23 protein-coding genes, 2 tRNA genes, 1 rRNA gene and 1 riboswitch are annotated in these 23,066 nt (G+C 45.3%); of the genes, 8 read left to right on the top strand and 18 right to left on the bottom strand.

Annotation, left to right across the window (positions count from 1 at the left end; translation table 11 throughout):
• Positions 1-214: 214 nt before the first annotated feature.
• The 3 genes from AACQ21_RS04345 (at position 215) to araH (ending at position 3,807) form a co-directional block, all read left to right on the top strand.
• Entirely contained in the window at positions 215-1,216 is a 1,002-nt protein-coding gene (locus AACQ21_RS04345; RefSeq protein ID WP_181185565.1) for an arabinose ABC transporter substrate-binding protein, read from the top strand.
• Between the two features lie 75 nt (positions 1,217-1,291).
• The gene (gene araG, locus AACQ21_RS04340; protein ID WP_013855628.1) at positions 1,292-2,803 is read left to right on the top strand and encodes an L-arabinose ABC transporter ATP-binding protein AraG; all 1,512 of its coding nucleotides are present in this window, start codon (positions 1,292-1,294) and stop codon (positions 2,801-2,803) included.
• Between the two features lie 14 nt (positions 2,804-2,817).
• Positions 2,818-3,807, top strand: a complete 990-nt coding sequence (gene araH, locus AACQ21_RS04335; RefSeq protein ID WP_013855627.1) for an L-arabinose ABC transporter permease AraH — start codon at positions 2,818-2,820, stop codon at positions 3,805-3,807.
• 138 nt (positions 3,808-3,945) lie between these two features.
• On the opposite strand, the gene AACQ21_RS04330 is transcribed toward araH, so the two are convergent.
• The 4 genes from AACQ21_RS04330 to ftnA form a co-directional block, all read right to left on the bottom strand.
• On the bottom strand, positions 3,946-5,133 hold the full coding sequence (locus AACQ21_RS04330; RefSeq protein ID WP_105977169.1) for an NAD(P)/FAD-dependent oxidoreductase: 1,188 nt from the start codon (positions 5,131-5,133) through the stop codon (positions 3,946-3,948).
• 142 nt (positions 5,134-5,275) lie between these two features.
• Positions 5,276-6,097 (bottom strand): HDOD domain-containing protein, encoded by an 822-nt coding sequence (locus tag AACQ21_RS04325; RefSeq protein ID WP_019282127.1) that lies wholly within the window; start codon positions 6,095-6,097, stop codon positions 5,276-5,278.
• Between the two features lie 145 nt (positions 6,098-6,242).
• The gene (gene uspB / locus AACQ21_RS04320) at positions 6,243-6,566 is read right to left on the bottom strand and encodes a universal stress protein UspB (protein ID WP_010319583.1); all 324 of its coding nucleotides are present in this window, start codon (positions 6,564-6,566) and stop codon (positions 6,243-6,245) included.
• Between the two features lie 70 nt (positions 6,567-6,636).
• On the bottom strand, positions 6,637-7,164 hold the full coding sequence (gene ftnA / locus AACQ21_RS04315; RefSeq protein WP_013855622.1) for a non-heme ferritin: 528 nt from the start codon (positions 7,162-7,164) through the stop codon (positions 6,637-6,639).
• A 154-nt stretch (positions 7,165-7,318) separates the two neighbouring features.
• Here ftnA and AACQ21_RS04310 point away from each other — a divergent pair, with 154 nt between their 5' ends.
• Both AACQ21_RS04310 and AACQ21_RS04305 read left to right on the top strand, forming a co-directional pair.
• Positions 7,319-7,744, top strand: coding sequence for a universal stress protein (locus AACQ21_RS04310; RefSeq protein WP_010319581.1), 426 nt, complete (start codon positions 7,319-7,321; stop codon positions 7,742-7,744).
• A gap of 56 nt (positions 7,745-7,800) precedes the next feature.
• Complete coding sequence (locus AACQ21_RS04305; RefSeq protein WP_088733018.1) at positions 7,801-8,676, top strand: carboxylate/amino acid/amine transporter; 876 nt, start codon at positions 7,801-7,803, stop codon at positions 8,674-8,676.
• 134 nt (positions 8,677-8,810) lie between these two features.
• Here AACQ21_RS04305 and AACQ21_RS04300 read toward each other — a convergent pair whose 3' ends face one another.
• Together AACQ21_RS04300 and AACQ21_RS04295 are read right to left on the bottom strand one after the other, a co-directional pair.
• Complete coding sequence (locus tag AACQ21_RS04300) at positions 8,811-9,257, bottom strand: hypothetical protein (protein ID WP_013855620.1); 447 nt, start codon at positions 9,255-9,257, stop codon at positions 8,811-8,813.
• A 111-nt stretch (positions 9,258-9,368) separates the two neighbouring features.
• Positions 9,369-10,148 (bottom strand): class I SAM-dependent methyltransferase, encoded by a 780-nt coding sequence (locus AACQ21_RS04295; protein ID WP_047690329.1) that lies wholly within the window; start codon positions 10,146-10,148, stop codon positions 9,369-9,371.
• 155 nt (positions 10,149-10,303) lie between these two features.
• Between AACQ21_RS04295 and asnC the strand changes: the two genes are divergently transcribed.
• Positions 10,304-10,768: a transcriptional regulator AsnC gene (asnC, locus tag AACQ21_RS04290; RefSeq protein ID WP_010319577.1), complete on the top strand. Its 465-nt coding sequence runs from the start codon at positions 10,304-10,306 to the stop codon at positions 10,766-10,768.
• Positions 10,769-10,845: 77 nt separating this feature from the next.
• Here the strand turns inward: asnC and tsrA are convergent, their stop codons facing one another.
• Both tsrA and AACQ21_RS04280 read right to left on the bottom strand, forming a co-directional pair.
• Positions 10,846-11,127: an H-NS-like global regulator TsrA gene (tsrA, locus tag AACQ21_RS04285; RefSeq protein ID WP_105977168.1), complete on the bottom strand. Its 282-nt coding sequence runs from the start codon at positions 11,125-11,127 to the stop codon at positions 10,846-10,848.
• Between the two features lie 90 nt (positions 11,128-11,217).
• Positions 11,218-12,417, bottom strand: a complete 1,200-nt coding sequence (locus AACQ21_RS04280) for a multidrug effflux MFS transporter (RefSeq protein WP_258174226.1) — start codon at positions 12,415-12,417, stop codon at positions 11,218-11,220.
• Between the two features lie 116 nt (positions 12,418-12,533).
• Here AACQ21_RS04280 and AACQ21_RS04275 point away from each other — a divergent pair, with 116 nt between their 5' ends.
• Complete coding sequence (locus AACQ21_RS04275; RefSeq protein WP_094500756.1) at positions 12,534-13,475, top strand: LysR family transcriptional regulator; 942 nt, start codon at positions 12,534-12,536, stop codon at positions 13,473-13,475.
• Positions 13,476-13,633: 158 nt separating this feature from the next.
• Positions 13,634-15,424 carry an aminopeptidase P family protein gene (locus AACQ21_RS04270; RefSeq protein ID WP_181185564.1) on the top strand — a complete coding sequence of 597 codons (1,791 nt, stop codon included), beginning with the start codon at positions 13,634-13,636 and terminating at the stop codon, positions 15,422-15,424.
• A 191-nt stretch (positions 15,425-15,615) separates the two neighbouring features.
• Here AACQ21_RS04270 and thiH read toward each other — a convergent pair whose 3' ends face one another.
• The 10 genes from thiH to rrf form a co-directional block, all read right to left on the bottom strand.
• The gene (gene thiH, locus AACQ21_RS04265) at positions 15,616-16,728 is read right to left on the bottom strand and encodes a 2-iminoacetate synthase ThiH (protein WP_105977165.1); all 1,113 of its coding nucleotides are present in this window, start codon (positions 16,726-16,728) and stop codon (positions 15,616-15,618) included.
• Positions 16,729-16,730: 2 nt separating this feature from the next.
• Entirely contained in the window at positions 16,731-17,495 is a 765-nt protein-coding gene (locus tag AACQ21_RS04260) for a thiazole synthase (protein ID WP_105977164.1), read from the bottom strand.
• On the bottom strand, positions 17,496-17,705 hold the full coding sequence (gene thiS / locus AACQ21_RS04255) for a sulfur carrier protein ThiS (RefSeq protein ID WP_010319419.1): 210 nt from the start codon (positions 17,703-17,705) through the stop codon (positions 17,496-17,498).
• Complete coding sequence (locus tag AACQ21_RS04250) at positions 17,693-18,481, bottom strand: HesA/MoeB/ThiF family protein (RefSeq protein WP_105977163.1); 789 nt, start codon at positions 18,479-18,481, stop codon at positions 17,693-17,695. The genes thiS and AACQ21_RS04250 overlap by 13 nt, the downstream gene beginning before the upstream one ends.
• Positions 18,471-19,775 (bottom strand): thiamine phosphate synthase, encoded by a 1,305-nt coding sequence (gene thiE / locus AACQ21_RS04245; protein WP_105977162.1) that lies wholly within the window; start codon positions 19,773-19,775, stop codon positions 18,471-18,473. The genes AACQ21_RS04250 and thiE overlap by 11 nt, the downstream gene beginning before the upstream one ends.
• 4 nt (positions 19,776-19,779) lie before the next feature.
• On the bottom strand, positions 19,780-21,729 hold the full coding sequence (gene thiC / locus AACQ21_RS04240) for a phosphomethylpyrimidine synthase ThiC (protein WP_105977161.1): 1,950 nt from the start codon (positions 21,727-21,729) through the stop codon (positions 19,780-19,782).
• Positions 21,730-21,838: 109 nt separating this feature from the next.
• A riboswitch (TPP riboswitch) is annotated at positions 21,839-21,937 on the bottom strand.
• Positions 21,938-21,989: 52 nt separating this feature from the next.
• The gene (gene crcB, locus AACQ21_RS04235; RefSeq protein ID WP_013855606.1) at positions 21,990-22,373 is read right to left on the bottom strand and encodes a fluoride efflux transporter CrcB; all 384 of its coding nucleotides are present in this window, start codon (positions 22,371-22,373) and stop codon (positions 21,990-21,992) included.
• A 367-nt stretch (positions 22,374-22,740) separates the two neighbouring features.
• A tRNA-Trp gene (locus tag AACQ21_RS04230) sits at positions 22,741-22,817 on the bottom strand.
• 60 nt (positions 22,818-22,877) lie between these two features.
• A tRNA-Asp gene (locus tag AACQ21_RS04225) sits at positions 22,878-22,954 on the bottom strand.
• Positions 22,955-22,983: 29 nt separating this feature from the next.
• Positions 22,984-23,066, bottom strand: a 5S ribosomal RNA gene (gene rrf / locus AACQ21_RS17390); the annotation flags it as partial.

The following is a 23,066-nucleotide window of genomic DNA, read 5'->3' as shown; positions in this document are numbered from 1 at the left end:
AGAAAAAAAAGCGCATAAAAACGCTAAATAGCCGATTAACATATAAAATCAAACACATAAAACCATAAAAAGTGAGAGGTACTTCATGCCCTACCTCGCTACATAAATGGACAAAAACGCTACATTTTTCTGCTGTGATTTTCATCACTTCAAAGCTCGTCAACTTCCTTAAGTATGGAGATGAAACAACCCTACCAGTGGACGGACAAATAAGATGAAAAGCATAAAAACCACACTCGCTGCCGCAATACTCACCGGAACCGCATTATTCAGTATTTCTGCTAATGCCTTTTTCGGTAGCAACGATGAACTCAAATTAGGTTATTTGGTAAAACAACCTGAAGAGCCTTGGTTCCAAACAGAATGGAATTTTGCTGAGCAAGCCAGTAAGCAATATAACTTTGAAGTGATCAAAATGGCGGTGCCTGATGGAGAAAAAACACTGAACGCTATCGATACGCTAGCGGCAAGTGGCGCCAAAGGCTTTGTCATCTGCACACCTGACCCTAAGCTTGGGCCTGCAATTATGGCTAAAGCAAAAAGCTACGATTTGAAAGTCATCACGGTTGATGACCAGTTCCTTAATGCGAAAGGCGAACCGATGACAAACGTGCCTTTGGTGATGATGGCTGCCAGTGAAATTGGTTATCGCCAAGGTTCTGAACTGTACAAAGAGATGACAAAACGTAACTGGGATACCGCAACAACGGGCGTTATGGCCATAACCGCAGACGAGCTGGATACCGCGCGTCGTCGTGTCGATGGTTCGATTAAGGCACTGAAAGAAGCGGGTTTCCCATCCAACCAAATTTACCGCGTGCCAACCAAAGCAAATGACATCCCTGGCGCTCTGGATGCAGCAAACTCGCTACTGGTGCAATACCCAATGGTCAAGCAGTGGCTTATCGTCGGTATGAACGACAATACCGTTCTCGGCGGCGTTCGTGCGACAGAAGGACAAGGGTTTAACGCAAGTAATGTGATTGGTGTTGGCATTAATGGCGTCGATGCTGTCAGTGAATTAGCTAAATCGAAACCAACAGGGTTCTATGGTTCTCTTTTACCGAGCCCAGATGTACACGGCTTCAAAAGCATCGAATCACTCTATAAATGGGTGAAAGACGGTGTTGAACCACAAAAATTCGTTGAAGTGACGGACGTTGTCTTAATTACTCGCGACAACTACGAAGCAGAACTGGCGAAGAAAGGCCTGTAAGGCGTTCGTCGTCAATGGCTAAAAGCGGTACAGCTTCTTCGTACCGCTTTCGCGAAGTAAACAGGAGTACAGACTATGGCAGCTTCACACTCTTGCTTAGAGTTTTGCCAAATATCAAAACACTTTACGGGTGTTAAGGCACTGACCGACATTAGCTTTCGCGTTAACAGCGGTAGTGTTCATGCCTTAATGGGAGAAAATGGGGCTGGGAAATCGACTCTATTGAAAACGCTAAGCGGGCTGCATCAACCCACCCACGGCAAGCTGCTCATTGATGGGCATCCAGTAACATTTCAATCGACGGTTGACGCATTAGAGCAAGGTATCGCCATTATTTATCAAGAGCTTAATTTGGTTCCTGAACTCAGCGTGGCAGAAAACATTTTCTTAGGGCAACTTCCCACTAAACATGGCCGGGTCGATACCGAAACCCTCAATCGTAACGCACGTAAACAGTTATTGCGCTTGGGGGAAAATTTTGACCCCTCTCGCCCATTAAAAGAGTTTTCTATTGGCCAGTGGCAAATGGTTGAAATTGCTAAAGCGCTAAGTCGCAATGCACACATCATCGCTTTTGACGAACCAACCAGTAGCTTGTCTCAACGTGAAATTGAAAACCTATTTAAAGTGATCCGCGAATTGCGCGACGACGGCAAAATCATTCTTTACGTTTCTCATCGTATGGAAGAAATATTCGCTCTGTGTGATGCAATCACCATCTTCAAAGATGGTACCCATGTGCAAACCTGTTATGACCTTTCGACTCTCACTCATGACCGTTTAGTTGAGTTAATGGTTGGCCGGGAAATCAATGACATTTACAACTACCGCTCTCGTCCTCTTGGTCAAAGTGGATTAGCGATTAAAAACCTGATGGGCAGAGGGCTCACCGCTCCTCTCTCGCTAGAAATAAAGCAAGGCGAAATATTAGGTTTGTTTGGTCTGGTCGGTGCGGGCAGAACAGAACTTACCCGTTTGATTTTCGGAGCAGAAAAAGCCACCGCGGGCGATGTTTATCTTCACGGACAAAAAATACGGATTACTAAACCTGAAGATGCCATTCGGGCGGGCATTACCTTATGCCCTGAAGATCGCAAAGCAGACGGTATCGTGCCTATTTTATCGGTGCAAGAAAACACCAACATCAGCGCTCGTCCATGGCATCTAAAGCTTGGCGGGTTAATCAACTTCCAGTGGGAGTCGAGCAATGCCCTCAAACAAAACCAGTCATTAAACGTCAAAACCGCTTCGTTAGATCAACCCATTGGCGAGCTCTCCGGTGGCAATCAACAAAAAGTGATCCTTGGTCGTTGGTTATCTACCGATATGAGCGTCATTTTGCTAGATGAGCCGACGCGCGGCATTGATGTTGGCGCTAAGTCTGAGATATACGAATTGATCTTCAAATTGGCAGAAAATGGCGTGACTGTCTTAGTTGTCTCTAGTGACATGCCTGAAGTGCTTGGTATCGCTGACCGATTACTGGTTATGAAAGATGGCAAAGTAACTGGTGAATTAACACGAACTGAATTTAACGAACAATCTGCGTTGCGTCTTGCCATGATTGGCAACGACGTCGCTGCGTAAAAAGGAATATCCTAATGGCTGTAACGAGTTCAACCAAAATAGACAATACCGAGAGCCCGACTCGCTCTTTTAAATTCTCTTCCATCTGGGATAAGTTCGGCATGCTGATGGTCTTTGCTGGCCTATTTTTGCTTTGCAGTTTATTTGTCCCTTATTTTGCTACATTCATTAATATGAAAGGGCTCGGTCTGGCTATCTCCATGAGCGGCATGGTTGCGTGCGCCATGCTCTTTTGCCTAGCCTGTGGGGATTTAGATCTCTCGATTGCTTCGGTTATTGCCTGCTCTGGCGTAGTCACGGCGGTAGCGATTAACGCAACCAGCAGTGTGGTATTGGGTATCGGCGCAGGCTTACTTTCAGGTGTACTCTTTGGTTTGCTAAATGGCTTCGTTATTGCCAAATTGCAGATCAATGCGCTGATAACGACTCTCGCAACGATGCAAATAGCTCGTGGTCTTGGTTATATCATCTCTGACGGTAAGGCGGTTGGGATCACTGAAGAACATTTCTTCACCCTAGGTAACTCCTCTTTACTTGGTATCCCAACGCCAATTTGGTTAACCATAGTCACCTTCGCTATTTTTGCCTTTTTACTAAATCGTACGGTTTATGGGCGCAATACATTAGCGATTGGCGGTAATGAAGAAGCCGCACGATTAGCGGGTGTCAACGTCGTAAAAACTAAAATCATCATTTTCACTATCTCTGGCTTTATCTCTGCGCTCGCTGGGGTCATTTTGGCCGCGCGTATGACCAGCGGTCAGCCGATGACTTCCGTCGGTTTTGAGCTAGTGGTCATCTCTGCTTGTGTGCTCGGTGGGGTATCGCTCAAAGGCGGGATAGGTAAAGTATCTTACGTTATTGCGGGTGTGCTCATCCTCGGTACGGTAGAGAATGCGATGAATCTACTGAATATGTCACCTTTTTCTCAATACGTAGTGCGAGGAACTATTTTGCTCGCGGCGGTTATCTTTGACCGCTATAAACAAAATAAATCCAGCTAGAACCAACCCATTATCACATAACGAAAAAAGGAGGGCTAACATGGGCAGCCCTCCTTTTTTCTAAAAAACTATCCATTGGTTTGACAGTGCTCTTCAGTGACATTTATCGTTGAGGATGGCTTTTTATCTCGAAACAGCTTACACCCATTGCCCGGCGACATAGCCGCTTGACCAACACCATTGGAAATTATAGCCGCCAAGCCAGCCCGTCACATCCATTACCTCACCAATAAAATAGAGGCCCGGAACCGATTTGCATTCCATGGTTTTCGATGAGAGGCAATCGGTGTCTACGCCACCTAATGTGACTTCGGCTGTGCGATAACCTTCAGTACCATTGGGAAGAATCGGCCAATGTTGTAAGTCGTGTGCGATAGCGGTTATTTCGTGTGGGTTTAACTGTTTGAGCGGTTTATCGACAAAAGCTTTGCGCTCAATCAGTACTTCAACTAAACGCTTAGGCAGTACTTTCGCGAGTGTATTTTTTAAGCTTTGATTTGGGTGTGCTTCACGTGATTCATTCAATAGCCGCTCGATGTCTACTTCCGGCACTAAGTTGATACTGACCTTCTGCCCCGCTTTCCAGTAAGAAGAAATTTGCAACACCGCCGGCCCAGATAAACCACGATGAGTAAACAGCAGTGCTTCTTTAAACACTGTGCCATCTTCAGTAGTGATTTCAGTTGGAATGGCAATGCCGGCTAGTTCGGCGAAATCTTCTTTATCTTGTTTATGCAGTGTAAAAGGCACGAGCCCGGCCGTGGTTGGGATCACCGCCAGTCCAAACTGCTCTGCAATTTTGTAACCAAAAGGAGTCGCACCAAGCTTGGGCATCGACAAGCCACCCGTTGCGACCACCAGTGACTGGCACTCGATCGGCCCGTCATTGGTGGTGAGCTGAAAGCCGTTTGGCACCTTATCTATCGATTGAATCTCGACTTGATAACGCTGCTTGACCGTCGGTAAATCGCACTCTTTTAGCAAAATATTGACGATGTCCTTCGCCGAATCAAGGCAAAAGAGCTGGCCATGATCGCGCTCTTCAAACGCAATATTGTATTTACTGACCAGCGAGATAAAGTCCCACTGGCTGTACTGCGATAACGCTGATTTAACGAAATGGGGATTGCGGCATAAATAGTTGGCGGCCGATAGTTCATAATTGGTGAAATTACAGCGACCGCCACCTGAGATCAAAATTTTACGGCCAGGCTTTTTGGCATGATCGAGAACGCATACGCTGCGCCCGCGCAGGCCAGCTTGCGCGGCGCACATTAGCCCGGCGGCGCCAGCACCAATAACGACAACATCAAACGACTGACTCATGCTTTCACCTTCATTTAATTAGACGCACACGCACCTAATGACAAACAAAAAGGATGCAGCGCTAGTGGCGTACATCCTTATCAATGGGGGACATTTTAACGACTAATTGAGTGAAGACAAGGTTAATCCACCAGCGACGGTATTAGACGAGCTGCTCTGCAAGCTCGCGCCCTTTTCCGCGAACGGCGTCAATTGTTTCAGCAAATGTGGCAGATATTGCCAGCACACGAGCATCTGGGTGCTCAGCCAGAAATAAGCGTTTTTCTTTTTCGGTCAGGATATCCCATTGATGGTGGATATCACGGGCAAAATGCAATACACGGGCAAGTTTTGGTGAAAGCTGCGCTTTTTCTGGCTGCGCAGAGTAGGCGATCGCATCGACCATCTCATCAGGAAACTTCCAAGCTTTGGCTAGCTTCGCCCCCAGTACATTCGCATCGGTATGGATGATTTGCTGTTGTGCTTCTAGTTCAACTTCACCAGCATCAACACAAAGGCGAATTTTCAACGCTTCTTGCGGCGCTAATGTGTGGATCATCAATTGGCCAATGTTGTGCAATATTCCGGTAGTAAAGACGCTATTAGCATCGAGTTTACAAGCGGCCCCCAGTTTGCTGGCGATAATGGCAATTTCAAAGGTATCGGACCAATATTGCTGCAGATCCAAGGTGTCAATTTTAGGAAAAGCACTGGATAATACCGATGCCACCACCATAGTTCTCACCGAGCCACTTCCGACACGAATCACCGCATCATTGATAGAGGCCACTGTGCGGCTTCCGCCAAAATGTGCCGAATTTGCAAGGCGAAGCAGCCGCGCACTCAACACTTGTTCCATGGCAATTTTTTTTGTGAGCGCACCAAAATCGACCTCTTCCTTATTAACCATTTCGAGTAGTTCTTGTAATACTTGTTGAATACGAGGTAACTCATTCAAACGTGCGAGCAGTGCTTTTTCATCCATTATTTTTCTCCTTTCGATTGCTCTTGCTAATAATAGTCGCCGCACAATGAAGATGCATAATAGTGAAGAAATAAGTCGATGACTTTATACAGACGATAAAAAAGGAGCACGATAGCTCCTTTAATCAATACAATGACTGGCTCAGTTATACGATACAAGCCGCGAAAGTTGTCACCGCCAGCAATGACATCGACAAGATAAACAGCGCTCTAACGCGATCACACTTGCCCGTAAATAGGGGATCGTGGTGATGGTGATACTCTTTACCTTTCAAATAATGGAAAAGACGAACCTGCTTGGTGACATTACCGTGAGTGGTAAAAAAGCCACCGCCATCCACTTGTTGATAAAGCAATGGATGAGCTTCACGCATGATGTAAATAAGTGAGCGTAGCGCCGTAAGATACCTGACTAGGTTAACCCCAGTGACCAGCATTAGCGCAAATAAAATTGTATCTCCAGTGATCATCTTTTCCTCCCTACACCTTTGCATAGAACCCAAAGAAAAAGACGATCGCTTCATACTCTTTCTGCTGCGATTACACAGCTTGGGTATCCATTACAGAAGATGAGCCGGCTTTTGCCATTGCGGCTAGGTCTTTGTCGATGAAGAACAGCGCCTTACCATCATCACCCACAAGCTCTAGCTTATCTAAAATCCCTTTAAACAACTTCTCTTCTTCATGTTGCTCCGCAACGTACCACTGAAGGAAGTTAAACGTTGAGTAGTCTTGAGATGTGAACGCCGCATGAGCGAGTTTATTAATCTGCTGAGTAATCATCTGCTCATGTTGATAAGTTTCGCGAAACACTTCACCAAGGCTCGTAAACTTATGTTTTGGCGCTGCGATCGCACCAAGGATAGGCAGTGCACCCGTTTCACTCACGTAGGTGAATAAACGCTGCATGTGCTGCATTTCTTCTACGGCATGAGCGCGTAAAAACTCGGCAGCACCTTCAAATCCTTTATCTTCACACCAAGCACTCATTTGTAAGTATAGATTGGATGAAAAAAATTCCAGATTAATTTGTTCATTCAGTTTTTCAACCATAGCTTGTGACAACATGTCGACTCCTAGTTTATGTAACGATTTGAATTGACTATACCATGAACCTCACCATAACACTTTGAGTCAGGTATGCGGATATGAGATCACGGCGACAAAAAACTCTCGGCCTCAGTGCTAATCTTTAATCAGTACCCCATCAGGAGATAATACAATGAGTTATCAACATATTTTGGTTGCCATTGATCTTTCAGAAGACAGTAAACTCTTAGTCGACAAAGCTGTTGCACTGGCAAAACCACTCGATGCTGACGTTTCTTTCATTCACATTGATGTCAACTATGCCGAGCTGTATACCGGACTCATTGATATCAATTTAGCAGAAACTCAACATCACGCGATGGAAGCGTCACAAAAGCAGCTGCAAGCCTTAGCGGAACACGCGCAATACCCTATCCGCCATACACTAGTAGGCAGCGGCGACCTCAGTAATGAGCTCTGCGAAACCATCGCTGAATTCAGTGTTGATTTGGTGGTCTGCGGTCATCATCAAGATTTTTGGAGCAAGTTACTCTCATCCACTCGGCAACTGATTAACTGTTCGCCAGTCGACATGCTTGTAATACCACTTCACGACTGACGACAAGCCAAAACTCGGTTAGACTGCGGGTTATTTACTGTTCAGCGTTGTTTGTTATGGCCTATCTCTCTGCAGTCACCCTACTTTGGGCATTTTCATTTAGCTTGATCGGCGTTTATCTCGCCGGTCAAGTTGATTCTTGGTTCGCGGTTTGGATGCGCGTTGCATTAGCGAGCTTAGTATTTCTACCTTTGATCAGGTTTAAAACCGTTCCCGCTCCGTTGATCGCTAAGTTGATGACCATTGGTGGAATTCAACTGGGCCTGATGTACTGTTTCTACTATCAATCATTTTTACTGCTATCGGTTCCTGAAGTTTTGCTGTTTACGGTGTTTACACCAATCTACGTCACGCTGATCTACGATCTACTGAAAGGCCGCTTTTCTCCGTGGTACTTAGTGACGGCGGCCATTGCCGTAATCGGTGCCGTTTTTATTAAATTTGCGGCAATAAACGAGCACTTTTTGCTGGGCTTTTTGGTGGTGCAAGGGGCTAACCTCTGTTTTGCTATCGGCCAAGTGGCTTATAAATACCTCATGGAAAAAGAGACCATTACTTTAGCGCAACACAGCGTATTCGGTTATTTCTACTTAGGTGCATTGGTGGTAGCAAGCGTGGCATTTTTACTGTTTGGTAATAGTGAAAAACTGCCCACTACCTCTTTGCAATGGGGTATTTTGATCTACTTAGGGGTAATTGCTTCTGGGCTTGGTTACTTCGTGTGGAACAAAGGAGCCTGTTTAGTCAATGCAGGCGCATTAGCGATTATGAATAATGCGCTGGTTCCCGCCGGATTAGTGGTGAACATTCTGATTTGGAATCGCGACGTAGATTTAATCCGCCTTGCAATTGGCGGCGTGATCATTTTGTTCTCACTGTGGGTCAATGAAACTTGGGTAAAGCGCAAAGTCGCTGCCAGCCGTACTCACTGAATCAGGTTGAGCGTTAAAAACAACAAAGCCCGCAATCATCGCGGGCTTTGTTGTTGAAAAAGGGGCTATCGTGGCTCGGTTTAACTCACCATCTGTTTTCAGTAAACCATATATTTTTAGTAAACTATCTGTTTTTAGTGAATCTGCCGTTGTAGTGAACGTTCACTAACCGAAGAAATTCGTTGATTCACATCGGCAAACTTTACTTGTAATGCAGGGTGTTTCTTTAACAGTTTTTGCTGCTGTTTCAGCACTTTTTCTAACTTCTTCAGTACTTTTTTTTGTTTTTTTAACGCTTTCTTGTTCTGTTTTTCCGATCGCTTGGCGGCCTTTTTACCTTTGTCCGTCATGCCATTTGACGTACCAGAGCGCAGTTGTTTCTTCCCTTCCGAAACAAGCTTTGTCGATGCACTCGGAATAGCAGCAGGCTTACACAGCGTGTTTTTATCCGATGATGAACGAGCACATGAGCGACAAAGAAATTTTGGCGCAGCCACAATCTGATGGATATCCCCAAGCTGGCTAGTAATATCGTGTCGGTTCAATTTGCATAAACGCTTATTCATGTACGCCTCGATCACGAATAGGAATAATTATTAGTTAGATATACAATTCCAAACACGATTAAGCAAGCACTAAATTACATCTATGGGCCATGAGATTTTCTCGCCAAAGCTAACGTATTGAATGCGTTAGATCATCGCCGCTTTCACATACACATCAAAACGATTTTTCTTGGTTTCAATCGCCATACTCGGCTTTTGTTTGTCTAGCCAATCGGCATAGTCAGGGCGCTTCACCACCACGCGTTTGGTCGCCAAACTCAAGGCTGGGTTTAATAATGCATCAGCATCCAAGTCAGCGCCCACCAGCGATTGAAAGACGCGCATCTCCTTTTTTACCAAAGCCGTTTGTTTTTTACTTTCCGGGTGCGGGTACATGGGGTCAAGATACACCACATCTGGCTTTACAAAATTTTCATCTTGCGCCAGTTTTTCGAGCGCATCATGACTCGAAGCGTGAAGTAACGACATTCGCTCGCTTACCCAGCCGCCAATCTCTGCATCTTGCTTGGCACGCTCTAAACCATCATCGAGCAGCGCGGCCACAACGGGATGCCGCTCGACCATTTGCACTTTACAGCCGAGCGAGGCCAACACAAATGCATCACGACCTAACCCGGCCGTTGCATCTAACACGGTAGGTGTCGCTCCTTTGTTTAGTCCAGCAGCTTTGGCTATCGACTGACCTTTACCGCCACCAAATTTACGTCGGTGAGCAACCGCCCCCGTGACTAAATCGACATAAATAGCGCCGAGTTTAGGCTCATCCAGTTTACGCAACTCAAGACGATACTGAGTTAATACCAAGGCAAATGGGCTCTCAGCGCATGGTTTTAATCCCCAACGCGCGGCTAATGTATCCAAATGTGCTTGCTGAGCAGGAACTTCGCAAATCAGTTGTAGCTGCAAGTTAACTCCGAAACAAAAGAAATAATGATGAGGCTTGAGTTTACCCAATTTTCACTGACGTGACTAAAGCTTATCGCTTTTCTTAAACGGCGGCTTACGAGAAACAACGACCAGTGATAAACTGAGCGAACCGTTTCAATGATAAGGATGCTGTGATGCAAGCCACTACCGCTAAACTGGACGAACTCGACCGCGCCATTTTAAAAATTTTAATGGACGATGCACGCACGCCCTACGCAGAAATGGCCAAGCAGTTCAACGTTAGTCCTGCCACTATCCATGTTCGCATTGAAAAGATGAAATCGGCCGATATCATTCAGGGTACGGAAGTGATCGTCAATACCAAAAAATTGGGTTATGACGTGTGTTGTTTTATCGGTATCAATCTCAATGCCGCGCGAGACTACCATTCGGCGCTCGCCAAACTCAATGCGCTGGATGAAGTGGTGGAAGCCTATTACACTACAGGAGCCTATAATATTTTTGTGAAGTTAATGTGCCGCTCGATTGAGGAATTACAATTTGTGCTGATCGACAAATTACAGGCAATTGATGAAGTGCAATCCACAGAGACGCTTATTTCCTTGCAGAACCCGATTAACCGAAATGTGAATCCTTAATCACCGAAGCCGCAAACACCACGCAATAAAAAGCCCGAAACTAAATTCCGGGCTATGACATCGGTACTGATAATAAATTATTTGCTCAGATAAGTTAAAAGCTCTTCAGCCGAAATACCCTGCTTTGCCAATTCCTTCGCCATGATTTCGACTTGCTCGCCTTTACGCGCTTCAATCACTTGTTGAAACTGAAAGACTAAATCACGCAGAACTGGTAGTGGTACTTGTTTGGCGGCACTGCGAATACGCTCACTACTTTGGTTGCCTAATTCATTCAGCAATTTTCCGAACATGACCTTTTCTGGAGACTCGTCGAGTTGTTCCCAAATTCGAGCCATTTCATAGGTTGTCATTGACATTGTTGTTTCGTTTCCAAAGTGCAATTGAAATAATTAAGTGGCTAAATATACACCCGTTAAAAAGAATATAAAACAGCAGGTGACAATTTATTAATTCACCACTAATTGATGCCAATAACGCCCTGCTTTAGAAAACAGGATAAACAACGCTGGCGCAATCAGCCACATTTGCAGTGCAATTAATATCTGAGGTTCTAACCCAACACGCTGCATGGTACCAACTAACAGGCCAGCACCACTCATCTGAAACAAACCAAGCAGTGCTGCGGCGGTTCCCGCACGGTCACCAAATGGCGCCAGTGCTTTTCCTGCGGCCGCTCCCAGAATCCAAGCAAAACCGATTGATGACATAAAAATGGGCAGCATAAAGGCAATCGCCGTTTTCTGTTGTGCCAGCGCGACCATGGTAGTCCCCGCAACCAATAGCGTGCCAATTCCAACCACCAGCGCCATATGGGTACCAAACCTATCCATAAATTTCGGCGCACTTAGGCAGGCAACGATATTAATGATGGCATTGAGTCCAAACCAGAAAGTAAATTCATTCATGGTCAATCCATAACCTTCCATTAATACCACTGGGGCAGAAGTGACATAGGCTAAAATAACCGCCATCGCTAACATACATAATGAAGCATGGAAGAGAAAAGATGGTGTTTTCAATACGGACCAGTAACGCGATAACTTAAAGAACGCTTGCTGTTCGGTGGCTTGCGGGTTGGTTTCTTTCATACCAATCACCATCATTAAACCCGCGACCACGGCAAAACCAGCCATAAAGCTGAAGTTACTGCGCCAGCCAAATTGCTGAGTTAACCAACTACCAAGGATTGGCGCTAATGCAGGAATAAAACAGATTGCACCATTTAAGTAGCTGATCATTTTGCCGCTACGTTGTGGGCCAAAAATATCGCGAACTGTTGCAAAAGCCGCTACCGATGTCGCGCACGCACCGAAGCCTTGTAGTAGCCGAGCCATCAGCATCCATTCAATACTTTGAGCGGCCCACGCCAAGCAAGCACTCAATGCATAAATACTGACCCCTCCTAATGCAACAGTTCGACGACCGAGTTTGTCCGCTAGCGGACCAGCAAAGAGCTGACCGACTCCCATAGCAAACAGAAGCCAAGTAATCGTATCTTGTGCATAAGCGTGTTCCACGTGAAACGTTTGAGAAATTTGCGGTAAAGCTGGTAGATAAATATCAATCGCTAACGGGCTAAACAGAACCAACAAAATCAGTAATGCCAATTGACGCTTGCTATGCGCGTCAGAGGTTATTTGCTTCACGAAACACTCCAGTAATGAGAAAGAACACACTTTTACAACTGAGCCATAATAGAGCAATGATGATATGAATAGAAATGGCTTATACTCATCACAATTATTCCCAAATGGAAATACAGATGAATATAGAAAAATTAGCCAGAATCGATCTTAATTTACTTGTTTGTCTGTCGGTACTGCTAGAAGAACTGAACGTCACGCGCGCTGCTCGTCGCCTCTGTTTGAGTCAATCTGCCGTCAGTAAATCGCTTGCCAAGCTTCGTCAGCAGTTTAATGACCCGTTGTTTATTCGTAATTCACATGGCTTAAAGGCAACGCCGCAAGCGCTCTATCTCAAACCCAAACTCGACACTCTCATCAATCAGCTCGAGCTACTCACTCAACCACAACAATTTTCACCACAAAGCAGTGAATACCGTTTTCATATTGCGGCAGTAGAAAGCGTCTACCCATTAATTCTCCCTCATTTTTTGCCCGCTATTTTCAGCCAAGGTCCAAATCTCAACATCAACACTCACTCATGGAACGATCAAACCTTTAAGAAATTGCAGCTTGGTGAGTTGGATTTAGGCATTACCGGCAAGGACATTGATATCAATGATGCCAAATTAACAATGCTGCCACCCAGTGATATCTGTGAGCAAGAGATCTATCGAGATAGCCAAATGTGCGTGGTACGTAAAGACCACCCAGCATTACGAGACAATTGGACGTTAGAGCGCTATTTATCGCTACGTCACGTACAAGTGCGCTGCGATGGTAATGATCGCTGGCTACTCGACTATCGCTTGGCGGATATCGGCCGGGAAAGGGACATCGCAATTACAGTACCGGATTTCAATAGTGCCGCCAGCCTTTGTACTTATACTGATTTTATCTTTACCGCGCCGAGCCACTTCACCCACCTAGTAGCCAAGCAGATGGATCTCGTCGTTTTGCCATTACCGATGGAATTTCCACCTATGGCTTATACGTTATTTTGGCACAGAGACAGAGAAAGTGACCCCGCATTGAGCTGGTTAAGGCAGATGATCCAAACCAAAACACTGCATCTCAGATGAAGCTGCGGTTTGCGCCAGTTCGATAAAAAGAGTAGCTTATTGAAGCTCGTCCCCATCGCCACAACCCCATAGACACAATAATAAAGTCAGGGTTTGCTATGGATTTGCACAGTTCCCTACACCTACAACGGACGGTTATGAGAAAGGATATAACACAGATGCATGATTCAATCGCACAACGCGTATCAGCCTTACGTGGCTGGCTCACACAACAAGGGCTTGATGCCATCATCATTCCACACGAAGATGAATATCTCGGGGAATATGTACCGCAACACAACGAACGCCTGCATTGGTTAACTGGTTTTACTGGCTCGGCAGGCGCGGCTGTGGTCACCCACGATAGCGCGGCTATTTTTGTGGATGGCCGCTATACCGTGCAAGTTCGTAAACAAGTGCCAGAGGCAACCTTTGAGTACCGTCACTTTATTGAAGAGCCCGTTCTCGATTGGCTCCAAAGCGCATTGGTCTCAGGTAGTAAAGTGGGATTTGATCCGTGCATGCATCGAGCAAGCTGGCTTAAAGCAGCACAGGCAAAATTGTCTGATGAGTTACAGCTTATTGCCGTCGGCAGTAATCCAATCGATGAGTTATGGAAGGACCGTCCTAGCGCTGCAATTTCAGCAGTGCGCTTGATGGGTAATGAACTCGTCGGTATCAGTAGCCATGATAAGCGTGAGCAAATAGCTCATCAGCTGAGTAAGAAAAAGATTGATGCGGCGGTACTGACAGAACTTGATTCCATCTGCTGGCTGCTAAATATCCGTGGCCTTGATGTTTCCCGATTACCAGTATTACTTTCCCATGCCATTATTTATGCTGACTCCAGCGTCGATTTCTTCCTTGACCCTGCTCGTCTTCCTGCGGAATTTGCCAAGCATGTCGGTGGCGGCGTTCGCGTTCACCATCCAGATCAATTAGAAAAGCAGCTTAACTTACTCGCAGGTAAAAAGGTGATGATCGATCCTGCTACCAGTAATGCATGGTTTACGCTGACTTTACAAAATTCCGCTGCTGAAATCATTAATGACGCCGATCCGTGCTTACTGCTAAAAGCAGCAAAAAACACAACCGAAGTCTCTGGAATGAAAGCGTGCCACGTGCGTGATGGTGTGGCGATGACGAAATTTCTTGCTTGGTTGGATAATGAAGTGGCTAGCCAAAGACTGCACGACGAAGGCTATTTATCTGACCGCTTACAAGCATTTAGAGAGGAAGATCCAACTCTAGCCGATCTTAGTTTTGATACTATTTCAGCAGCAGGCAGTAATGCAGCTATGTGCCATTACAACCACATCAACCAAGTAAAACCAGGACAATTAGCTCAAGACTCACTTTATCTTGTCGATTCTGGCGGCCAATATTGTGACGGTACGACTGACATTACGCGTACCATTGCTATTGGTAACCCCAGTGAAGAGATGAAAAAACAGTTCACTTTAGTGCTTAAAGGTCATATTGCACTAGCCAGAGCACGCTTTCCAAAAGGCACTTGTGGTCATCAGCTTGATGTGCTTGCCCGTCAGCACCTATGGGCTAATGGCTTCGATTATGATCATGGCACTGGTCATGGAGTCGGCCACTTTTTGAGTGTCCATGAAGGGCCACAACGCATCAGCAAAGTTTTCAACAACGTCGCACTGCTTCCGGGTATGGTACTGTCGAACGAACCCGGTTATTACCGTGCCGATGCGTTTGGCATTCGTATAGAAAACTTAGAACTGGTGGTCGAAGTTGAAACACAAGGTGATTTCTCTGTGTTGGGGTTTGAGTCACTCACGCGTTGCCCGATTGATAAGCGCGCGATCAACATCAATATGTTAACTCGACCAGAGCTCACATGGCTAAATGACTACCATCAAAAAGTATGGGATCAAGTTGGTCCACTCGTTGAGGGTGATAACAAAGCGTGGTTGCGCCAAGCGACGCTGCCTATTGAGCATGATTAAACAACAGCATGATAAAACAAATGCGCTGTAGGTAGTTTATCTGTAGTAACTTAACCTAGAAAGATGAAAGGCGACCTCGAGTCGCCTTTACTTTAACTTATGATTCTCTTAACTCGAACTCACCTTAATTAGCTAAATCATCATACTTTAATGCATCCATATGTTTCACGTGAAACGTGCAAGCCATAATCTCATCCAGAATAGGCAGCATGCCAATCTCGCCACACGACTTCAAAACCTTGCCCTTTAACAGCGGCGGCAACTTGTGCGGCTGTACGTTCATCGCTAATCACAAATTGCTCAAGTTCGGTCTCTTGCATTGCATAACCTCCAGGCTGTGTTTTTGATCCCGCCGATATGCTGGTGATCCCAAGTGGGATGAGCTTATCCCTAAAGTGCGCCGATTCGCGGGTAGAAAGCGAGAGTTCCACTTCTGAATTTAGCAAGCGAAATGCACAGATGAGCTGAACCAGTTGCTTGTCAGACATAACCGATTTAGGTTGCAGACCACCTTCACAAGGTCGCAAGCGAGGAAACGAAATCGAATAGCGCGTCTTCCAATATCTCTTTTCAAGATAATCCAGGTGAGCGGCCACGTAAAAACAATCGGCCCGCCAATCTTCCAAGCCAATCAAAGCGCCAAGACCAATCTTATCAATCCCTGCCCGGGCAAGTCGGTCCGGTGTTTCAAGGCGAAAGTTAAAATCCATTTTGTTGCCTCGCAGATGATGTAAAGCGTAAGTCGATGGATGATAAGTCTCTTGATATACCATTACCGCATCTAAACCTAAGCTCTTTAGCTCCGCATACTGCGCTTGCTGAAGCGGTTGAACCTCCATAGCAACATAGCTGACTTCACGCTTTATCAACGGCAGTATCTGCCGGAAATAGTTCATGCCTACTTTGGTTTCATGCTCACCGGTTACCAACAACACATTCTCAAACTGCATCTGCTTGATAACTGCCAATTCACGTTCAACTTCATGCAAACTTAATGTACGCCGCTTAATGCGATTCTCCATCGAAAATCCACAATAAGTGCACGCATTGGCACACAAATTTGAAAGATAAAGCGGGATATAAAAAGAAAGAGTATTGCCAAAGCGTTGCCTCGTCAGTGCGTAAGAAAGTTGCGCTAACTGCTCGATATAAGGCTCAGCAGCAGGAGAGATTAATGCCTTAAAATCCTCCAAATCGCGCTTCTCTTTATGCAATGCTCGCTCGACATCTGACGCTGTTTTGGAACGGATTGATAACGCAATATCGTCCCAATCGAGTTGTTTGAAACGTTCTAAAAAGCTCATCGCTATTGATCCAAAAATGCAGTTAGAGGGCTGGATGCGATAGCATGATGAACCTGAGTTGCAAGCCCAGCCTCATAGGCCATTCGACCCGACTCCACCGCCAACTTAAATGCCAACGCCATTTGTATCGGATCGCGCGCGGCCGCAATTGCGGTGTTAACTAAGACAGCATCCGCGCCCAATTCCATCGCAAAAGCCGCATGCGAAGGCGCGCCAATACCGGCATCAATAATCACGGGTACACGAGCTTGGTTAATGATGATTTCTAAAAAATCTCGTGAGACCAGTCCCTTATTCGATCCAATTGGCGCACCTAATGGCATTACGGCCGCGCACCCCACTTCCTCTAAACGCTTACACAACACGGGGTCAGCATGGCAATAAGGTAATACGATAAATCCATCTTTCACCAATTGTTCCGCTGCTTTTAACGTTTCGATAGGGTCAGGCATCAGATACTTAGGATCGGGATGAATTTCTAGCTTCAGCCACGATGTCGATAACGCTTCACGCGCTAAATGGGCAGCAAAAATCGCATCCTTCGCATTTTTCGCACCCGATGTGTTGGGTAAAAGATGGACGCCTGACTCGATAAGTGGCGCTAAAATATCATCATTTAATTGATTAAGATCGACTCGCTTTAATGCCATCGTCGCCATTTGTGAACCAGCTATGGCAATAGCTTTTGTCATTAACTCTCGGTTGGCAAATTTCCCCGTACCAGTGAACAGGCGAGATTCAAACTGTTTATTCGCTATCGTTAACATTTAGCCTCCTGCAATGGCTTGAAACAGCGATATTTGATCGCCTTCACTTAATAGGGTCGTTGACCACGCACTACGTGGCACCACGCTCTGATTCAGGGCAAACACACAACCGGTAATAGTGATCGAAAGCAGTTTGGTGAGATCCGCAATACTGGTTCCCGCTGAAACTTGATGAAACTGCTGATTAATCTTGATCGTTATATCTGACATGTGGCTTCTCCCTTTATCTGATCAGCCTGTGGGTACCCACACACCTCGCACTGAGGATCTTTAACAACATTTAAGGTTTGGAATTGAAACAAATGAGCATCAAACAGTGTCAGTTGGTTAGCATTACGCATCGTCTGTCGAGTCAATATCATGATGGCTTGTAAAGCTTGCAGGGTTCCGATGATTCCGACGACAGGCCCCAGAATACCGAATTCATCACAACGCTGCGCGGCAGGCAGTTCGCTATCAGGCACTAAACAGTGATAACAAGGTGACAACGGCAGTTGATCAAAAGCAATGACTTGCCCCTTCCATCCAATAGCCGAACCTGAAATCAATGGCTTAATTAGTTTACGGCACAACTGGTTAATTTGCTGACGACTGTAGATGTTATCCGTGCAGTCAAGAACGACATCAGCATTAAGCACTTCCAGTTCGAGCTGAGTACCAATAAGGCGTTTAGATATCGCTCTTACTCTGCAATCAAGGTTGATGGCTTTAATTTGCTCTGCCATCGCATCGACTTTGGTTTGACCAATTTGCCTCTCTCGGTAGATCACCTGCCGAGGTAAGTTGCTGCTTTCAACTCGGTCATCATCCACTATTACCAGTTGTCCAATACCAGCACTCGCCAAATACAAAACGGCCGCAGACCCTAAACCACCACAACCAATAACCAGCACTCGGCTATCAAGTAAAGATTGCTGTCCATTCTCACCTATTTCAGGGAGCGCAAGTTGCCTTTGATAACGGATAAATTGTGCATCAGAAAGCATAATCACATACCTCCTCAGCACTACTTGGTAATCGGTTTTGTATGATCTGATTGAAACTATCAATGACCAACTGAGGTGATTTTGCTTCTGTTACTGCACGTACAACGGCCAAGCCTGATACATCGCACTGCCAAACTTGCAATGCGTTCTCTAGGTTAATTCCGCCAATTGCAACTGTGGGTATTTTTGCACTTACAACTTCATCTGAGTTGGCGGCACAACTTAAACTCTCAATTAGCAGCTGGTAAAGTTTCAACCTAACAAGCCCCTGTGGCTTAGAGGGCATAATTTTGGTGGGGGTTGGGAATATGTGACCCAAAGCGATATAGCTGGGATTTAGTGAAGCGATGTTCAGAATCTCATAATAGCCGTGAGTTGAAATGCCTAAACAGATCCCAGCTTGAGCAATTTGTGCTAAATCTGCATTGGTGAGATCTTCTTGTCCAAGATGAATGCCAAAAGCACCATGCTTTATCGCAAGCTGCCAATGATCATTAATAAAAACCTGTGCTTGATAGGCTTGTCCAAGCTCAATAGCGGCGATAATTTGTGATTCGAGATCAGGATGTGTTGAATCTTTTATTCGCAGTTGGATTGTCTTTACATCAAACTTCAATAACCGCTCGACCCACTCAGCGCTATCCACAACAGGGTAAAGGCCAATATTTTTGTCTATCTTTGGAAAACAGATATGATTTTGTTTATCGTCAGCAAAGATGCCAGCTACTGAATGTTGTAGCTGAGGAAAATATCGGCTATCCGTTGGCCATGTTTCACGTGAAACACTCATTGCCGCGCGAGCAACCACTAAAGCATCCTCTAGCGGAAAGTCGAGACACAACAATGATAGAACCCAAGCAAAGTGCTCACTCTTTGCATCAGCAGCATGAGCAGCATGAGCATTCGTAGAATATCTTATACTACGCAGCTCTTCTCCGTGATACCACTCATCAACATAGTCGTGTGAGTCAGCAGCTGTAAGCCCTATCTTGACCAAACAAGTTTCTCGTTTCTGGGAGTGCTCAAATGGCATTTGAGCGCAAAAATTGACTTGGTATTGCAAGAATAAATTGGGCTTATCAGTTAAAACACTTAGCGCATCTTCGCACGAGGCTAAGCAATCGCTGCCAATCAAAGATGAGTATGAAGGCGTTACTAATTGACAATATAAAGTTGGGCTGGCACCCAAAAAAATATCATCGATATCAAAACCATGATGCTTGGCCAATAGCAAAACCTGTTGTACTTGAGCAGTCAACGCAATGTCATCACGGGGGATAAGTAATTGAATCATCTAATTACTCCTCGCTAACGACTGACTGTTGACTAACAGCAGGATGATAAAGCTCTGATCCTGAGGCTTTAAACTCTTGCGATTTCTGTCTCATGCCTTGTAACGGGTCATCTAGCAGCGTAATGGAAATGAGCGCATCAGCAGCAACTTGCTTGGTATCTAGCGCATACTCTCGAACCTCTTGAGAGATTTTCATCGAGCAGAATTTCGGCCCGCACATAGAGCAAAAATGCGCGACTTTACCAGACTCTTGCGGAAGAGTTTCATCGTGAAAAGCACGCGCTGTAACTGGGTCTAATGCAAGATTGAATTGGTCTTCCCAACGAAACTCAAAACGTGCTTTCGATAACGCATTATCGCGCACTTGTGCTCCCGGGTGCCCTTTCGCAAGGTCTGCAGCATGTGCTGCCAATTTATAAGTAATTAAACCCGTTTTAACATCTTCTTTGTTTGGTAAACCAAGGTGCTCTTTCGGTGTTACATAGCAAAGCATCGCGCAGCCATACCAGCCAATCATCGCAGCACCAATACCGGAAGTGATGTGATCATATCCCGGAGCAATATCGGTAGTTAATGGGCCCAAAGTATAGAATGGCGCTTCATGGCAATGCTTTAATTGTTCATCCATATTCTCTTTAATCAAATGCATGGGGATATGGCCAGGGCCTTCAATAATGACCTGTACATCATATTCCCACGCTATTTTGGTCAACTCACCTAAAGTGCGCAGCTCTGCAAATTGTGCTTCATCGTTAGCATCGGCAATGGATCCTGGCCGTAGTCCATCCCCTAAGGAAAGGGCGACGTCATACTTGGCGCAAATTTCACAAATTTCACGGAAATGAGTGTAAAGAAAACTCTCAGTATGATGGGCTAAACACCATTTAGCGATAATAGAGCCGCCACGCGAAACGATGCCCGTAACACGTTTCGCGGTCATTGGCACATAACGAAGCAATAAACCAGCATGAATTGTAAAGTAATCAACACCTTGTTCCGCTTGCTCGAGTAAGGTATCGCGCATTACTTCCCATGATAAATCCTCCGCAATACCATTTACTTTTTCCAATGCTTGATACATGGGCACAGTGCCAATCGGTACGGGACTATTACGCAAAATCCATTCTCGAGTTTCGTGAATATTGCGCCCAGTAGAGAGATCCATCACGGTATCCCCACCCCAGCGGGTTGCCCATACCAATTTTTCAACCTCTTCTTCAATTGATGAAGAGACGGATGAGTTACCGATATTCGCATTCACTTTGACGAGAAAATTACGACCAATGATCATCGGCTCTGATTCAGGATGGTTAATATTCGACGGGATGATGGCTCGTCCTTCGGCAACTTCACGACGCACAAACTCAGGAGTTATTTGCTTTGGTAAATTAGCCCCCAAATGAATCCCTGCATGTTGCTGGCTCAGCTGTGCATCCATACACTCTCCACGTCGCGTATTTTCGCGAATGGCAATGTATTCCATTTCGGGTGTGATAACACCTTGCCGCGCATAATGAAGTTGAGTAACGCACTTCCCTTTCTTTGCTCGGCGTATGGCTGGCAGGTTCCCATAACGTAGTTCGTCCAATGTATCATCAGATAAACGTTCTTTAGTGTAAGCAGAACTGACCTCATCAAGCCACTCGGTATCATCCCGATCAGCGATCCATTTTTCCCTTAATTTAGGCAAACCTTGATATAAGTCGATAGTATGAGATGGGTCGGTATAGACACCTGAAGTGTCATAAACACATATAGATTCATTCGGTTGATAAATCGGTGAGGACTTTGTGCCTCCGACCAAGCTGTCAGCTAGTTTAATCTCACGCATTGGCACGCGGATATCCGAACGTGAACCAGTAATATAGATTTTAGAAGAATTTGGGTAGGGTTCGACAGACAATGTGTCAATGAATTGTTTGGCTTTCAGTCTCGCTTGTTTGCGACTCGACATAGCATCTTCCTTTTTTGTACTAGGGATAAATGCTTGACGGATTAATGCACAAGAGTTGATCAAAATGGAATTTTGATCTTAAGGATATAACGCTAGATAGATCACCAGCAGGTTATAGTCTCTTGTTCCCTTCGCAGGTATTAGCCTGATCAGGTTCAACGGATCCCGAAAATACGGTCTCAGCCTTATGGCACTCCGACAAGTTGAGTCACGATTATAGGGAAAGACTATCCATTAACCAAGATGAAATTATGATTTCGTTAACTTCTCATCAACAACTGGAAACCTATCCAAGCCGCTGAGATACTTAACACCACGTTTAATAAGACATTAACACCCATTTTCAGAAAGGCTCCTTGCTGCATCAGCAATACATTATCCATAGAGAATGTAGAAAATGTGGTTAATGCACCCAAGAAACCCAAACCAATAATCTGGCGCCATGGCTCAGTTGCAAGTAATTCACTCTCAAAAGCAGCGATCAATAATCCCATAATAAATGAGCCGACAACGTTAACGGTGAGCGTTCCATAAGGAAACCCGCGTCCTAACAAGAACACACATAGCTCGGTAACTAGATAACGTGCACATGCGCCAAATGCGCCACCTAATGCAATAAAACCTAAAATAGACAGCTGTCCCATAACGAATTCCTAAAAGTAACCGTCGTTATTTTAACCGCTAAGCATAATAAATCGAACCTAATTACTAAAATAATCAAGGAAAGTTATGCTGATAATCTAGTGCTTTTAAAAAGTTACATCAGTCACTTACTGAGTAAATGGATAAGCTAAACCGCTCTTAATGTCAATTGAAGTAACAATATGATCTAATTAAGGCTATTTCACGCTCGGGATCGCTTTCTTGGATACAGCTTGAGTACAGAGAGCTGGCCACAAAAATGTGCCGAAGGGATGAGGTAAACGGAATTAGTTAATTTTTCGGATTGTTATTATAGAGGAAGTGAACAGATAGCAAAAAGCCTCAGCATTTCTGCGGAGGCTTGATAGATGGCAGGGGTGGAGAGATTCGAACTCCCAACACGCGGATTTGGAATCCGCTGCTCTGCCAGTTGGAGCTACACCCCTAAATAATTTATGCTTCTCATTGAAGAAAACCTCAACATGACTGCTGAGGCTCTTAATAAGTGGCGGAGCGGACGGGACTCGAACCCGCGACCCCCGGCGTGACAGGCCGGTATTCTAACCAACTGAACTACCGCTCCGCAGCGTGTCTGGTTAGACAATATTCAAAGCCTGGCGATGTCCTACTCTCACATGGGGAGACCCCACACTACCATCGGCGCTGTTGTGTTTCACTTCTGAGTTCGGCATGGA

The organism is Vibrio sp. V01_P9A10T6 (assembly GCF_963877065.1).
In the GTDB taxonomy this organism is placed as follows: domain Bacteria; phylum Pseudomonadota; class Gammaproteobacteria; order Enterobacterales; family Vibrionaceae; genus Vibrio; species Vibrio anguillarum.
The sequence above is the reverse complement of the archived record's forward strand: the minus strand, read 5'-3'. Positions and strand labels throughout refer to the sequence as shown.

Excerpts from the sequence above, each read along its gene's own strand:
- AACQ21_RS04310 (WP_010319581.1), top strand. The coding sequence starts at position 7,319 with ATGAGTTATCAACATATTTTGGTTGCCATTGATCTTTCAGAAGACAGT.
- AACQ21_RS04345 (WP_181185565.1), top strand. The coding sequence starts at position 215 with ATGAAAAGCATAAAAACCACACTCGCTGCCGCAATACTCACCGGAACC.
- araG (WP_013855628.1), top strand. The coding sequence starts at position 1,292 with ATGGCAGCTTCACACTCTTGCTTAGAGTTTTGCCAAATATCAAAACAC.
- tsrA (WP_105977168.1), bottom strand. The coding sequence starts at position 11,127 with ATGTCAATGACAACCTATGAAATGGCTCGAATTTGGGAACAACTCGAC.
- crcB (WP_013855606.1), bottom strand. The coding sequence starts at position 22,373 with ATGGGACAGCTGTCTATTTTAGGTTTTATTGCATTAGGTGGCGCATTT.
- AACQ21_RS04260 (WP_105977164.1), bottom strand. The coding sequence starts at position 17,495 with ATGTTAACGATAGCGAATAAACAGTTTGAATCTCGCCTGTTCACTGGT.
- AACQ21_RS04330 (WP_105977169.1), bottom strand. The coding sequence starts at position 5,133 with ATGAGTCAGTCGTTTGATGTTGTCGTTATTGGTGCTGGCGCCGCCGGG.
- AACQ21_RS04275 (WP_094500756.1), top strand. The coding sequence starts at position 12,534 with ATGAATATAGAAAAATTAGCCAGAATCGATCTTAATTTACTTGTTTGT.
- AACQ21_RS04270 (WP_181185564.1), top strand. The coding sequence starts at position 13,634 with ATGCATGATTCAATCGCACAACGCGTATCAGCCTTACGTGGCTGGCTC.
- thiS (WP_010319419.1), bottom strand. The coding sequence starts at position 17,705 with ATGTCAGATATAACGATCAAGATTAATCAGCAGTTTCATCAAGTTTCA.
- uspB (WP_010319583.1), bottom strand. The coding sequence starts at position 6,566 with ATGATCACTGGAGATACAATTTTATTTGCGCTAATGCTGGTCACTGGG.
- thiC (WP_105977161.1), bottom strand. The coding sequence starts at position 21,729 with ATGTCGAGTCGCAAACAAGCGAGACTGAAAGCCAAACAATTCATTGAC.
- AACQ21_RS04325 (WP_019282127.1), bottom strand. The coding sequence starts at position 6,097 with ATGGATGAAAAAGCACTGCTCGCACGTTTGAATGAGTTACCTCGTATT.
- araH (WP_013855627.1), top strand. The coding sequence starts at position 2,818 with ATGGCTGTAACGAGTTCAACCAAAATAGACAATACCGAGAGCCCGACT.
- asnC (WP_010319577.1), top strand. The coding sequence starts at position 10,304 with ATGCAAGCCACTACCGCTAAACTGGACGAACTCGACCGCGCCATTTTA.
- AACQ21_RS04305 (WP_088733018.1), top strand. The coding sequence starts at position 7,801 with ATGGCCTATCTCTCTGCAGTCACCCTACTTTGGGCATTTTCATTTAGC.
- ftnA (WP_013855622.1), bottom strand. The coding sequence starts at position 7,164 with ATGTTGTCACAAGCTATGGTTGAAAAACTGAATGAACAAATTAATCTG.
- thiE (WP_105977162.1), bottom strand. The coding sequence starts at position 19,775 with ATGATTCAATTACTTATCCCCCGTGATGACATTGCGTTGACTGCTCAA.
- thiH (WP_105977165.1), bottom strand. The coding sequence starts at position 16,728 with ATGAGCTTTTTAGAACGTTTCAAACAACTCGATTGGGACGATATTGCG.
- AACQ21_RS04250 (WP_105977163.1), bottom strand. The coding sequence starts at position 18,481 with ATGCTTTCTGATGCACAATTTATCCGTTATCAAAGGCAACTTGCGCTC.